At 71.2% G+C, this 12,070-nt stretch carries 14 protein-coding genes and 1 pseudogene; 11 read left to right on the forward strand and 4 right to left on the reverse strand.

What is annotated here, in order from left to right; translation table 11 throughout:
* Nucleotides 1-41 precede the first annotated feature (41 nt).
* Nucleotides 42-644: pseudogene (locus H9L41_RS04875) on the reverse strand (IS3 family transposase); the annotation flags it as partial.
* 142 nt (nucleotides 645-786) lie between these two features.
* Between H9L41_RS04875 and H9L41_RS04880 the strand changes: the two are divergent.
* On the forward strand, nucleotides 787-1,239 hold the full coding sequence (locus tag H9L41_RS04880) for a CesT family type III secretion system chaperone (protein ID WP_028448022.1): 453 nt from the start codon (nucleotides 787-789) through the stop codon (nucleotides 1,237-1,239).
* An 88-nt stretch (nucleotides 1,240-1,327) separates the two neighbouring features.
* Here H9L41_RS04880 and H9L41_RS04885 read toward each other — a convergent pair whose 3' ends face one another.
* Both H9L41_RS04885 and H9L41_RS04890 read right to left on the reverse strand, forming a co-directional pair.
* Nucleotides 1,328-1,969, reverse strand: a complete 642-nt coding sequence (locus tag H9L41_RS04885) for a hypothetical protein (RefSeq protein ID WP_187523695.1) — start codon at nucleotides 1,967-1,969, stop codon at nucleotides 1,328-1,330.
* Nucleotides 1,970-2,002: 33 nt separating this feature from the next.
* Entirely contained in the window at nucleotides 2,003-2,380 is a 378-nt protein-coding gene (locus H9L41_RS04890; protein WP_187523696.1) for a hypothetical protein, read from the reverse strand.
* 212 nt (nucleotides 2,381-2,592) lie between these two features.
* Here H9L41_RS04890 and H9L41_RS04895 point away from each other — a divergent pair, with 212 nt between their 5' ends.
* The 9 genes from H9L41_RS04895 to sctU are packed head-to-tail and all read left to right on the forward strand — an operon-like array spanning nucleotide 2,593 to nucleotide 9,876.
* A complete protein-coding gene (locus H9L41_RS04895) occupies nucleotides 2,593-3,552 on the forward strand; it encodes an FHA domain-containing protein (RefSeq protein ID WP_028448020.1) in 960 nt (319 codons plus the stop codon).
* A complete protein-coding gene (locus H9L41_RS04900) occupies nucleotides 3,549-4,925 on the forward strand; it encodes a FliI/YscN family ATPase (RefSeq protein WP_281172526.1) in 1,377 nt (458 codons plus the stop codon). Before H9L41_RS04895 ends, H9L41_RS04900 begins: the two co-directional genes overlap by 4 nt.
* Nucleotides 4,922-5,410, forward strand: a complete 489-nt coding sequence (locus H9L41_RS04905; RefSeq protein WP_028448019.1) for a hypothetical protein — start codon at nucleotides 4,922-4,924, stop codon at nucleotides 5,408-5,410. The genes H9L41_RS04900 and H9L41_RS04905 overlap by 4 nt, the downstream gene beginning before the upstream one ends.
* Nucleotides 5,407-5,886, forward strand: coding sequence for a type III secretion system HrpP C-terminal domain-containing protein (locus tag H9L41_RS04910; protein ID WP_034608113.1), 480 nt, complete (start codon nucleotides 5,407-5,409; stop codon nucleotides 5,884-5,886). The genes H9L41_RS04905 and H9L41_RS04910 overlap by 4 nt, the downstream gene beginning before the upstream one ends.
* Nucleotides 5,883-6,965 carry a type III secretion system cytoplasmic ring protein SctQ gene (gene sctQ, locus H9L41_RS04915; protein WP_034608112.1) on the forward strand — a complete coding sequence of 361 codons (1,083 nt, stop codon included), beginning with the start codon at nucleotides 5,883-5,885 and terminating at the stop codon, nucleotides 6,963-6,965. Before H9L41_RS04910 ends, sctQ begins: the two co-directional genes overlap by 4 nt.
* On the forward strand, nucleotides 6,962-7,612 hold the full coding sequence (gene sctR / locus H9L41_RS04920; protein WP_028448018.1) for a type III secretion system export apparatus subunit SctR: 651 nt from the start codon (nucleotides 6,962-6,964) through the stop codon (nucleotides 7,610-7,612). The genes sctQ and sctR overlap by 4 nt, the downstream gene beginning before the upstream one ends.
* 19 nt (nucleotides 7,613-7,631) lie before the next feature.
* Complete coding sequence (gene sctS, locus H9L41_RS04925) at nucleotides 7,632-7,892, forward strand: type III secretion system export apparatus subunit SctS (RefSeq protein ID WP_028448017.1); 261 nt, start codon at nucleotides 7,632-7,634, stop codon at nucleotides 7,890-7,892.
* Nucleotides 7,889-8,677: a type III secretion system export apparatus subunit SctT gene (gene sctT, locus H9L41_RS04930; protein ID WP_051319408.1), complete on the forward strand. Its 789-nt coding sequence runs from the start codon at nucleotides 7,889-7,891 to the stop codon at nucleotides 8,675-8,677. Before sctS ends, sctT begins: the two co-directional genes overlap by 4 nt.
* Complete coding sequence (gene sctU, locus H9L41_RS04935; protein ID WP_169730238.1) at nucleotides 8,674-9,876, forward strand: type III secretion system export apparatus subunit SctU; 1,203 nt, start codon at nucleotides 8,674-8,676, stop codon at nucleotides 9,874-9,876. The genes sctT and sctU overlap by 4 nt, the downstream gene beginning before the upstream one ends.
* Before the next feature lie 255 nt (nucleotides 9,877-10,131).
* Here sctU and H9L41_RS04940 read toward each other — a convergent pair whose 3' ends face one another.
* Nucleotides 10,132-11,097 (reverse strand): sigma 54-interacting transcriptional regulator, encoded by a 966-nt coding sequence (locus H9L41_RS04940; protein WP_157462139.1) that lies wholly within the window; start codon nucleotides 11,095-11,097, stop codon nucleotides 10,132-10,134.
* 495 nt (nucleotides 11,098-11,592) lie between these two features.
* Here H9L41_RS04940 and H9L41_RS04945 point away from each other — a divergent pair, with 495 nt between their 5' ends.
* Nucleotides 11,593-12,063: a type III secretion system chaperone gene (locus tag H9L41_RS04945; protein WP_028448015.1), complete on the forward strand. Its 471-nt coding sequence runs from the start codon at nucleotides 11,593-11,595 to the stop codon at nucleotides 12,061-12,063.
* Nucleotides 12,064-12,070 lie beyond the last annotated feature (7 nt).

A 12,070-nucleotide genomic window follows, 5' to 3' on the forward strand; every position in this document is an offset into this window, starting at 1 on the left:
GCCCGTCAGTGACCGCCTCCCGCTTAACCGAGCGGTCGAAACTAGAAATTCCCAGCTTCAAGGTGGGCGAGTCGGAACTCGCTCGGGGTCAGGTCTCCCAGCGAGCTGTGCGGCCTGAATTCGTTGTAATCCTGTCGCCATCGTTCGATTTTGTCACGTGCATCATCCTGCGACAGAAACCAGTGCACGTTCAGGCATTCGTCTCGCAGACTGCCGTTGAATGACTCGATGAACGCGTTGTCCGTGGGTTTGCCTGGGCGCGAGAAGTCCAGCGTCACCCCATGCTCATACGCCCATTGATCCAGCGCCACAGAAATGAACTCGCTGCCGTTATCCACCCGGATCCGTCGCGGCGTCCCGCGCAGGGCTTGTACATGCTGCATCGTCGCCACCACATCGGCCGCTTTCAGCGCGAAGTCCACCGTGATCGCCAGGCTCTCCCGGCTAAAATTATCGACCACAGTTAACGCCCGGATCTTCTGGCCGTTGAACAGCTGATCGGCGACGAAATCCATGCTCCAGCAGTCGTTCAAACTGGAGATCATCGGCCGTTCCTGCCGATGCGCCGCGGCCACATGACGTCTTGGCCGTTTGCGCCGAAGATTCAGACCTTCCTCGCAGTAAATCCGGTAGGTCTTCTTGTGAGCGCCGCCATCCGATCGAGTTGCTACTTGTTGGGTTGAAAGACGATCGGCTCCTAGCTGCCGGCGCGCGATGAACTCTCCCCTTCGTGCTGTCACTCAACTCCCGAACCCGCCACCCAGGCCGGACCGAGGAGACAAGACGATGAGTGACACCCGCTACGCCGGCGTGATCGAAGCCTTCTGCAAGCTGATCGGCTTCGACGACGCCACCGCCCTGATCCAGCGCGGCCAGCTCGTGCTCGACGAGGTGGTCTTCACCCTGAACTGCGATCCGCTGGTCGCGCCCGAAACCGTCACCGTCTACTGCGACTTCGGCGAGCCCGAGCCCTGGCTCGCGGCGCAGGCCTACCGCGCGGTGCTGGGCAGCAACCTGTTCCTCTACGGCAGCGGCGAGTCGATCTTCTGCGCGCTGCCCAGCAACGGCCACGTCACGCTGGCCAGCCGCATTCCGCTGGCCGAGCTGCAGGCCGAGCCCCTGCTGGTGATGCTGCAGGAGCAGGCCGCGGCGGCCAGGAACTGGCGCAAGCACTACTTCCTGACCGAGGCGGGCCTGCAGGGCGGCTTCGCCGATCTCGCCACCCCCGGCTTCGCCTGAGTCCGGAGGCTGCCATGCACACCAATCAGGCCCTTGTCTCGCCCGGCGCGAGCGCCGCCCAGTTCCACGCGGTGCAGTCGCCGTCCGATCACCCCTCCACCGCCACGGTGCCGCCGCGCGCCAGCACGCCGCCGGCCGGCCACGGCGTCGAGATCGACCTCGAACGCGGCGCCCCGGATGCCCGGCCCGCCGTCACCACCGCCCAGCTGGTCAAGGCCTGCGCCTGGACCGCCGCCAAGACCATCCTCAACAACCTGGCCTCCGGCGCCGGCAGCGCCGCCACCACCGCGCTCTTCAACCACCTGCACATCGCCGCCCACGGCCGCATGCCCAACGCCGACGAGTCGCTGAAGTTCGCCCCGCTGGTCGGCTTCGCCAGCGCGCTGTGCCGCGACCTGATGAGCCAGACGCTCAGCGCGATCGGCGGCCCGCGCATCGATACCTCGCAGGACGCCGAAGGCCACGCGCGCACCGCCTTCGACCGGCTCGGCATCACCGCCGCCGGCCAGGGCCACTTCGGCGAGGCCGCCGGCCAGTACGCCGTCAACGGCGGCATCCTGACCGGCGGCGCGAGCAACCTGCTGCAGGGCGGCGCCAATACCGCGATCACCAACCGGTTCAAGCTGCCGACGGGCAGCGCGCCGCACGACACGATGGCGCGCAATGCCGCCCTCACGCTGGGCACCTCGCTGTCCGGCGGCCTGATCGAGAGCTTCGAGAACGCCGCCAACGACGTGATGAAGTCCTACGAGCCCGGCGCGACCTACAAGAGCGACTGGAAATCGCCGGCCAACTTCAACGGCGTCGCCTTCCTCGCCGCGCTGGTGGTGCGCACCTCCGCCAATATCGCCAACGGCATGATCAACAACCGCATCGGCGCCCAGCTGACCGACCAGCAGAGCCAGGTCGACCCGGCCACCGGCTGGGCCCAGGGCGCGGTGGTCAGCGCCACCTGGACGCTGCGGCCGGCCGCGGTGGCGGGCCTGGAGCACGCGCTCAACCAGCTCAAGGCGCGCGACGAGGCCGGCGAGCCGGCCGGCGGCGAGGGGACCGGCAGCGGCGCACCGTCGATCGTGTCGGGCGGCATCGACGACGGCATCGAACTCGACGTGATCTCCGACCACGGCACGCCGTTCCACACCCCGCTGTCCTCGCCGGCGCCGTCGCGCAGCTCGTCCAGCCTCAGCGTGGCCAGCGGCGAGACCGAATACTACGACGCGCTCGACGGCCTGCCCGAAGGCGCGGCCGAGGCGCCCCACACCCCGCCGTCCCGGCCGCCACCGGCCAGCACGCGCCGGCCACCACCTGATCCCGCGGCCGGCCCCGCCGCCGCTCTGACACGAGAACCCGACCATGCTCGAACTCCGCATCCTCAACGGCCTGCACCGCGGCGCGGCGCTGGCGCTCGACGACGAGGCGCTGCGCATCGGCGCCGACAGCCAGGCCGACGTCATGCTGCTCGACCCCGACATCGCCGATCTGCACGCGGTGGTGACGCGCGGCGAGGCCGGCTGGACGCTGAAGAAGCTCGACGGCGAGGTGCTCGGCCTCGACGGCATGCCGCTGCGCGCGCCGGTGGCGCTGCAGGCCGGCGACCGCTTCCTGCTCGACGGCGTCTGGCTCGGCTTCGACCCGGTCGGCTCGCCCTGGCCGCGCGGCCTGCCGAGCCTGCCGCTGTATGCCTTCCAGCCGGCCGCAGCGGCGCCCGGGCCGGCGCCGGCCGCGCCGCGCCGCAAGGGCCTGGCCACGCGCTGGGTGGCCGGCCTGGGCCTGGTCGGCGTCACGCTCGGCGCCTGGGGCACGGCGGCCAGCTGGGCGCTGCGCCAGCCCGATCCGGTGCGGCCGGCCGCGGCGCGGGCTGCCACCGTGGCCAAGGTCGACGTGAGCGCGCGGCCCGCTGCAGCGGCCGGCCCGGCGGCCGAAGCGCCGTCGCCGGCGAAGCTGGCCGAGCTGTTCCGCGCCGAGCTGAAGGCGCGCGAGCTGATGCAGCGCGTCGATTTCGCCGAGGGGCCGGACGGCTGGACCCTGCGCGGCGACCTCGACGCCGACGAGCAGAGCCGGCTCGAGCGGCTGCTGGTCAAGTTCGAGCAGACCCACAAGCCCGGCTTCGACATCCGCGCCACGGTGATGCCGGCGATCAACCTGCTGCCGTTCCGCATCGTCCAGGTCAGCGGCGGCCGCAACGCCAACATCGTCACCGCCGGCGGCGACCGGCTGTTCCTCGGCGATACGCTGGGCGGCTACAAGCTGGTGGCGGTCAGCGGCAACCGGCTGACCTTCGACGGTCCGCGCAAGCTGGACGTGGTCTGGTGAACGCGCCGGCGACCCACCTGCCGCCGCCGGCCGATGCGGCGCCGCTGCTGGCGCGGCTGGCCGCCCAGCGCGCCGCGGCCGCCGCGCTGCCGCCGCCCGAGTGGCGCGGCCGCGTCAGCCAGGTGCTCGGCACGCTGATCGAGGGCCGGGTACCCGGCGCGCGCATCGGCGAGCTGTGCGAGCTGATCGCGCCGGACGAGGCGGAGGCGCCGATGCTGGCCGAGATCGTCGGCTTCAGCGAGCGCTCGGTGCTGCTGTCGGCGCTGTCGGCGCTCGACGGCGTGTCGCCGCGCACCGAGATCCGCCCGCTGGGCCGCGCCCACGCCATCGCGGTCGGGCCGCACCTGTTCGGCCGGGTGCTCGACGGCTTCGGCCGGCCGCTCGATCTCAAGCCCCTGCCCGATTGCGATGCCCCGGCCGCGGCGGTGATCCGCGACGCGCCGGCGCCGACCGACCGGCCGCGCATCACCGAGCCGATGCCGACCGGCGTGCGCGCCATCGACGGCCTGATCACCCTGGGCCGCGGCCAGCGCGTCGGGGTGTTCGCCGGCCCCGGTTGCGGCAAGACCACGCTGCTGGCCGCCATCGCCCGCGGCGCCGACGCCGACGCCGTGGTGTTCGGCCTGATCGGCGAGCGCGGCCGCGAGCTGCGCGAGTTCCTCGAAAAGGAGCTCGACCCGGGCCTGGTGGCCAAGTCGGTGCTGGTCTGCGCGACCTCGGACCGCACCTCGATGGAACGCGCGCGCGCCGCCTTCACCGCCACCGCCATCGCCGAGGGGCTGCGCGACCGCGGCATGCGGGTGCTGCTGCTGGTCGATTCGCTGACCCGCTTCGCCCGGGCCCAGCGCGAGATCGGCCTGGCCGCCGGCGAGCCGCCGACCCGCGGCGGCTTCCCGCCCTCGGTCTACACCCTGCTGCCGCGGCTGATCGAGCGCGCCGGCAATGCCGGGGCCGGCTCGATCACCGCGCTCTACACCGTGCTGGCCGAGGCCGACGGGCCGTCCGACCCGATCGGCGACGAGGCCAAGTCGCTGCTCGACGGCCATATCGTGCTGTCGCGCCGGCTGGCCGAGCAGGGCCACTACCCGGCCATCGACGTGCTGGCCAGCCTGAGCCGGATCATGGACAGCGTGGCCACCCCGCCGCACACCGCGGCCGCGCGGCGCTGCCGCGAGCTGATGGCGCGCCACAAGGAGCTCGAGCTCCTGATCCGGCTCGGCGAATACCGGCCCGGCAACGATGCCCAGGCCGACCTGGCGGTGAAGCTGCAACCCGGCCTTTTGGCGCTGCTGCGGCAGGACACCCACCACGCCGACGCCTTCGAGGCCACCGTGGCCCAGCTGTGCAAGCTGGCCGAGCAGGCCCATGGATGAAGCCCGTCTCGGCGGCGGCCGCCCGCGTCGCGATGGAGGAGGACGAGCTGGCGCCCGACCCGCTGGCGCGCCAGCTGCGCTCGCTGCAGCAGATCCGCCGCCGCCGCTTGCAGCAGGTCGAGGCCGAACTGCTGCGCGCCAAGCAGGCGCTGCGCGAGCACGGCGCCGATTACCACGCCGCGCGCAGCCGCTGCATCGGCACCCGGATGCTCAATTCGCTGCGCATGGGCCGCATGAACGGGTTGATGAACCGGCGTCTCTTGCAGGTGCGCGAGCTGCAGGCCTGGCGCGACTGGGAGGACAGCATGCAGCAGGGCATGGCCAGCGCGCGCCAGCGCCGCGACGAGGCGGCGCAGCGCTGGCTGGCGGCACGCGCGGCGCTGGACGCGGCCGACCGCGACCGGCGGCAGGCCTTTCTCGGCATGGAAAAGCTGAACTTGCTCGAACAGGAAATCGCCCGGATGGGCGGGGGAGGGAGTGAATGAATCCATCGCGATGCAAGGCGGAGGCGGCGCCGGCCCGGCCGGCGGCCGAACGCCGGCCGACGGCGGCCCAGCCGGCGCCGGCCGAGGTGCTGCAGTTCCAGCACTGGCTGCTGGCGCGGCCCGATACCGCGCGCGGCGGCGAGGACGGCAGCGGCGGCGGCTCCGGCGGCCGCGCGCCGATCGCCGGGCTGTGGGCGCGCAACGATGCGGCCGAACTTGCGCCGGACACGCTGGATCAGCTCGGCGAGGTACTGGCCGACCGGCTCGACCTCGACGGCGCCGAAGCCTTCCAGCTGCAGCTGCCGCGGCTCGGCACGATCGACGTGAGGGCCTGCGAGGCGGCCGGCGGGCTCGAGCTGCAACTGGCCGCCGTCGAACCGGCGACCCGGCAGTGGCTGGCCGGTCGCCGCCAGCAGCTGGCGCGCCGGGTCGGCGAGCGGCTGGGCCGCGGCGTGCGGCTGGAGGTGCAGCCATGAACGCCTCGGTCCGCCTGCGCCGCCTGTCGGGCGCCGAGGCCGCCTTCGCCGCCTGGTTCGGCCGCGGCCGCCTGCTGTCGCTGCAGCATCCGCTCGAGCGGTTGGCGCTGCGGCCGGCGCAGTGGGATCCGGCCGCGCCGGCGCCGGCGGTCTCGCTGCAGCTGCAGACCGGCGCCGGCCCGATTGCGCTGGCCCGTGGCGAGGATTGCCTGCGCCTGTTGGCCGGCATCGACGTCGGCCAGCCGGGCGAGGCGCCGGCCGGCGCGCTCGACTGGCTGCTGGCGCTGGCCGCCGCGCGGTTGCCCGAGCCGCTGCGCGACGGCCTCGGCGTGCGCGGCGCGGCCTGGAGTACGGCACTGCCGGCCGACCCGGTCTGGCTGTCGCTGTCGCTCTACGCGGTCGACGGCGGCCGCCACGATTTCGCGCTGGCGGCGGCGGCGGCCACCTGGCAGGCGCTGCTGGCGCGGCCGGGCTGGCAGCCGCTCGGGCCCGGCCCGGCGCTGGCCGGCGGCGCGCTGCCGCTGCTGTTCCGCTGCACCGTCGGCGCGGCGCGCCTGCCGTTGGCGCGCTGCCGCCAGCTGCGCCGTGGCGACGCGGTGCTGCTGCGGCCGGCGCATTTCGACCTGGACGGCGAAGGATGGATCAAGGCCGGCGGGCGGACCCTGCGGGTGCGCGCGCTGACGACGGGCGCGGTGGCCGCGCTCGAATTCCTGGGATGGGAGGATGCGATGGACGAAGCGGTGATCGAGGCAGTGGATGCGGCCGGCGAGATGGAAGCGGCGCTGCCGCGCGGCGCTGCGGCGGAAGCTGCGGCGGGCGGCTTCGGCCAGGTGCCGCTGCTGCTCGAATTCGACCTCGGCCGGCTCACGCTGACGCTGGCCGAGCTCGACGCGCTGGCGCCGGGCGCGGTGCTGCGGCTCGACGCGGCGGCCAGCCCGCCGTGGGTGAGCATCCGCGCCAACGGCCAGCCGGTCGGCCGCGGCGAGCTGATCGAGGTCGACGGCCGGCTGGCGGTGCAGATCGACACGCTGGCGAACCTGATCGATACGCTGCCGCTGGGCGCGGGCGAGCCGGCATGAGCGCGGCCGGCTTCGATCCCTTCTCGCTGGCGCTGGTACTTGCGCTGCTGGCCGTGCTGCCGCTGCTGCTGATGGTCACCACCTGCTTTCTCAAGGTGGCGGTGGTGCTGATGCTGGTGCGCAATGCGATGGGCGTGCAGCAGGCGCCGCCGAGCATGGCGATCTACGCGATGGCGATGGTGCTGACGCTGTTCGTGATGTCGCCGACGCTGCAGCAGATGGGCGACCGCTTCCGCGGCGAGGAGGCCGGCGCGGTCGCCGGCAGCGTGCTCGACCGGGTCGAGCGCGCCGCCACGCCCTTGCGCGGCTTCATGCTCAAGCACACCAAGCCCGAGCAGTCCGAGCAGTTCCTCGCCACCGCCCGCAAGCTGTGGGGAGCGGAAGCCGGCGCCAAGGCGACGCGCGAGGACCTGCTGATCCTGATCCCGGCCTTCGTGGTGTCCGAATTGCAGACCGGCTTCGAGATCGGCTTCCTGCTCTACATCCCCTTCGTGGTGATCGACCTGGTGGTCTCCAACATCCTGCTGGCGCTGGGCATGCAGATGGTGTCGCCGAGCACGGTGTCGCTGCCGCTCAAGATCCTGCTGTTCGTGATGGTCGACGGCTGGGGCAAGTTGCTGCACGGCCTGGCGCTGTCCTACTTGTGAAGAAAGGGGCTTATCCGAGATGGAAACCCTCGCGTATTTCCAGAAAGGCCTGATGCTGGTGGTGGCGCTGTCGGCGCCGGCGCTGATCGTGGCCACGGTGGTCGGCGTGCTGGTCTCGCTGGTGCAGGCGCTGACCCAGGTCCAGGACCAGACGCTGTCGTTCTCGATCAAGCTGGTCGCGGTCGGCATCAGCCTGGCCGCCACCGGCCGCTGGATCGGCGTCGAGCTGCTGCGGCTGGCGAGCCGGCTCTTGGAGATGATCCCGGACATCGGCCGATGAACGCGCAGGCGATCGAGGCGCTGTACCAGGCGCTGTCGGCGCTGGCGCTGGCCATGCCGCGCCTGCTGGTCTGCCTGATGCTGGTGCCGGCCTTCTTCCCGGCGGTGATCCGCGGCAACCTGCGCAACGCCATCGCGCTGGCGCTGGCGCTGCCGGTGGCCTACCGGCTGCACGGCCAGTGGCCGGCAGGCTCGCTCGGCTACGCGGTGATGGCCGCGCTGGTGCTGAAGGAGACCGCGCTGGGCCTCTTGGTCGGCTTCCTGATGGCGCTGCCGTTCTGGCTGTTCCAGGCGCTCGGCACCTTCCTCGACAACCAGCGCGGCGCCAACGCGATGCAGATCAACAACCCCTCGGTCGGCAGCGACGCCTCGGCGCTCGGCGGGCTCACCGTGCAGGCGGTCACCATCCTGGCGATCCAGACCGGCGCGATGTCGGCCATGCTGGCCTTCGTCTACCAGAGCTACCTGGCCTGGCCGCCGCTCGACGGTCTGCCGCCGCTGACCGCCGACGGCCTGCAACTGTGGATCGACGCCTTCGCCGCGATGATCAAGGCGGCGATCCTGTACTGCGCGCCGCCGATGATCGTGCTGCTGCTGGTCGATTTCGCCTTCGCCATGGTCGGCATGGTGGCGCCGCAGTTGCAGGTCTCCTCGGCCGCCGCGCCGATCAAGAGCCTGGCCGGGCTGTTCGTGCTGGCGATCTACGCCGCCACGCTGTGGGAATTCGCCGGCCGCGAGTTCGCCGGGCTCGGCGATTTCGCCGCCCGGCTGTGGGGGGCGCGGTGAGCGAGAAGACCGAACAGCCTACCCACAAGAAGCTCGAGGATGCGCGCAACAAGGGCCAGGTGGCGCAGAGCAAGGACGTGGTGCGGCTCTTGGCCTGCGCGGCGCTGTTCGAGCTGGCGTTCGGCCTGGCCGAGCTGTGGCGCGGCCGGCTGGCCGGCGCGATCGAGCTGTCGCTGATGCGCATCGGCGGCGACTTCGACGCCGCGCTGGTCGAGATCGTCGGCACCGCGCTGATCGATGCGGTGCTGCTGCTGTTGCCGGTGGCGGCGCTGGCGATCGTGGCGGTGCTGATCGGCACCTGGATGCAGATCGGCCTGCTGTTCGCGCCCGAGGCGCTGACGCCGAAGTTCGACAAGTTCAATCCGGCCGGCAACCTGCAGCAGATGTTCTCCGGCCGCAGCCTGTCGCAGTTCCTGTTCAACCTGGCCAAGTCGGCGCTGGTGGCCTGGCTGGCCTGGCGCATCGCGCTGCGCGAGCTGCCGCGGCTGATGCTGCTGTCGACCGGCACGCTGGCCGACGTCTGGTACGGCACGCTGGTGCTGCTGCAGGCGGTCGAGCGCGCCTGCATCGGGGCGTTCCTGGCGCTGGCCGCGGTCGACTTCGGCCTGCAGAAGTATTTCCACATCCGCTCGCTGCGGATGAGCATGGAAGACATCAAGCAGGAGTACAAGGAATCGGAAGGCGACCCGCACGTGAAGGGCCACCGCCGCCAGCTGGCGCACGAACTGGCCAGCAGCGGGCCGGCGGCCAATACCAAGAAGGCCAACGCGGTGGTGGTCAACCCGACCCATTTCGCGGTGGCGCTGCACTACCTGCCCGAGCAGACGCCGCTGCCGCTGGTGCTGGCGCGCGGCCACGACGCCACGGCGCAGGCGATGATCGAGGTCGCCCGCGCCGAGGGCATCCCGGTGATCCGCTACGTGCCGCTGGCGCGCGCGCTGTACGCCAGCGGCCGCGAAGGGCGCTACGTGCCGTCGGCTCAGCTGGCGGCGGTGGCGCTGCTGTACCGCGCGATCGACGAGCTGCTGCGCGGCGATGCGCCGGCCGACGAGATCCCGGAGATCGATGCGGAGGTGGCGGAGGCTTATCTGGCGGAGCTGGAGCAGGGGAGGGCGGCGGAGAGGTTGCCGGATGAGGCGCTGGAAGATGGCGACGAGCGTTCTGCCGACAGCGATGGTCAAGTGCAGGAGGGGAAATAGATGAGGAGAGCAAGCATCGCTTCGCTCGACGGTCGCTCCCTCACCCGAAGCCGGGCGCTCCCCAGCCAGAGAGGCTATCGCTTTCGCTCATTCGCCAGTGAACATCAGGCCGGTTTGACTGCAGGTATGACCGGGATGCGCCGTGGAACCCTCTCCCCCGGGAGAGGGCAGGGTGAGGGAGCGACGGTCGAGTCGCCTCTGCCGGTCGAGCAGCCCCGGCAGTCAGCCTGTTCCTTCAGCTCGTCCGCCTGCGCGCTAGTTCGCCCACTCGATCCCCAAGGTCCTCAACCGGTAATACAGGGTATGCACCGGCACCTTGAGCTCCTGGCTGGCGCGCTGCACCGAGCCGGCGTGGCGCTCGAGCGCCGAGCGGATCAGCACCCGCTCGATGCAGCGCAGCCGCTCGCGCAGCGTCTGCTCGCAGTCGAGCGGCGAGGCCGCGTGCACCACCGGCAGCCCCAGCACGCAGCGGTCGGCGGCGGCCCGCAGCTCGCGCACGTTGCCGCTCCACGGATGCGTGAGCAGCAGCGTATCGAGCGCCGGATCGTAGCGCGGCACCTTGCGGCCGATGCGCTGCGCCGCCTCGCCGACGAAGCGGCGGAACAGCGGCAGGATGTCGGCCACCCGCTCGCGCAGCGGCGGGATGCGCAGCGAGACCACGTTGAGGCGGTGATACAGATCGGCGCGGAAACGGTCCTGCGCGATCAGCCGCTCGAACGGCAGCTTGGTCGAGGCGATCACCCGCAGGTCGAAGCGGACGAACTTCTGCGAGCCCACCCGCTCGCAGCCGCGTTCCTGCAATACCCGCAGCAGCTTGGCCTGCAGGTTCATCGGCATGCTGTCGATCTCGTCGAGATACAGCGTGCCGCGGTGCGCCGCCTCGATCCGGCCCGGCCGCGAACGGATCGCGCCGGTGTAGGCGCCGGCCTCGGCGCCGAACAGCTCGCTTTCGGCCAGCGTCTCGGGGATCGCCGCGCAGTTGAGGGCGATGAACTGCCCCGGCCGTCCCGACATTTCATGCATTTCCTTGGCCAGCGTGTCCTTGCCCACGCCGGTCTCGCCCTCGATGAGGACGTCGACCGGCAGGGGCGCCAGCTCGCGGGCGGTCTGGTACAGCAGGTGCATCGCGCCGACGGTGTCGACGTGCTCGAGCCCGGCTGCCGCCGCCTCTATTCGGTCGCCTGTCTCCCATTGCAACATGGGGTGTGCAGATCGTCCCATTGCTTCTTCCTCCGGGTGTGCTCAGTTCCAATTGCGATGAATCGCTACCGGCCGTCGGATGGCCGGCTGCGTCCGCCTTGCACTTCCTTTCCTGGGTCCGTTCGACATCGGACCTGTTCTGCTTCCCTGGGCCGCCAACTCGTCGACCGGCTGTCGCGCCGATCTGTACAATCAATCACTTATGCTTTTGTCAAATTCCGAGGCCACTATCTGTTATCGGATTGCATAACCCAATAGGGGATTAACCTAAGGAACCGGTCGGTGCGGCCGGAATGGCGTCCAGACTGCATTGGCGGCCCTTGCGGGTGTGCTTCTCGACATCTTCCCACAGCGCTTTCGCCGCTTGCGCAGCCTATCTTCCGAGCGTGTCATTTTTGCGAAAATGCTATTTGCATTAAATGGATAGCCGCGCTGGCGGCGATGGAACTCCGCCTGCACGGCGTCCACTCAGGCAGGGCGATCGGTTCGCAGCCATCCCTTGAAGAGGAACGCGAGATGAAGAGCATCAGGACGGAAAGCATCATCCAGACGCTGGGGCAGCGCCTGGGCCTGGCCCTCAGCTTCAGGCAGGGGGTGCTGATCCTGCTCGACGAGCAGGAGCGGCAGTGGTGGATCGAGGACGACGAGGCGAGCGGGCGGCTGCTGATCCATACCGCCATCGAGCGCCACGACGAGGACGACGAGGCGGCCGGCGATCCGGCGGCCGGCGAGCGGCTCGCCCACTGGCTGGCGCTCAACGCGCGGCCGGCGCTGCTGCAGGGCGCCTGGATCGGGCTCGACCGCGCCACCGCCACGCTGCGGCTGTATGCCGCGCTGGCCGAGCCGTACGTCGACGCCGCCCGGCTCGACGCGCGGCTGCGCGAACTCGGCCGGCTGCGGCGCGAGCTGCCGTTGCCGCCGCCGCGCACGCGCTTCAGGCCGCAGCTGGTGTTCCCCGAACTGCTGCCGGAATTCCGGCCGGCCTGACGCCGCG

The organism is Chitinimonas koreensis, assembly GCF_014353015.1.
In the GTDB taxonomy this organism is placed as follows: Bacteria; Pseudomonadota; Gammaproteobacteria; order Burkholderiales; family Chitinimonadaceae; genus Chitinimonas; species Chitinimonas koreensis.

Excerpts from the sequence above, each read along its gene's own strand:
- H9L41_RS04880 (WP_028448022.1), top strand. The coding sequence starts at position 787 with ATGAGTGACACCCGCTACGCCGGCGTGATCGAAGCCTTCTGCAAGCTG.
- H9L41_RS04895 (WP_028448020.1), top strand. The coding sequence starts at position 2,593 with ATGCTCGAACTCCGCATCCTCAACGGCCTGCACCGCGGCGCGGCGCTG.
- H9L41_RS04905 (WP_028448019.1), top strand. The coding sequence starts at position 4,922 with ATGAAGCCCGTCTCGGCGGCGGCCGCCCGCGTCGCGATGGAGGAGGAC.
- H9L41_RS04910 (WP_034608113.1), top strand. The coding sequence starts at position 5,407 with ATGAATCCATCGCGATGCAAGGCGGAGGCGGCGCCGGCCCGGCCGGCG.
- sctQ (WP_034608112.1), top strand. The coding sequence starts at position 5,883 with ATGAACGCCTCGGTCCGCCTGCGCCGCCTGTCGGGCGCCGAGGCCGCC.
- sctR (WP_028448018.1), top strand. The coding sequence starts at position 6,962 with ATGAGCGCGGCCGGCTTCGATCCCTTCTCGCTGGCGCTGGTACTTGCG.
- sctS (WP_028448017.1), top strand. The coding sequence starts at position 7,632 with ATGGAAACCCTCGCGTATTTCCAGAAAGGCCTGATGCTGGTGGTGGCG.
- sctT (WP_051319408.1), top strand. The coding sequence starts at position 7,889 with ATGAACGCGCAGGCGATCGAGGCGCTGTACCAGGCGCTGTCGGCGCTG.
- H9L41_RS04940 (WP_157462139.1), bottom strand. The coding sequence starts at position 11,097 with ATGGGACGATCTGCACACCCCATGTTGCAATGGGAGACAGGCGACCGA.
- H9L41_RS04945 (WP_028448015.1), top strand. The coding sequence starts at position 11,593 with ATGAAGAGCATCAGGACGGAAAGCATCATCCAGACGCTGGGGCAGCGC.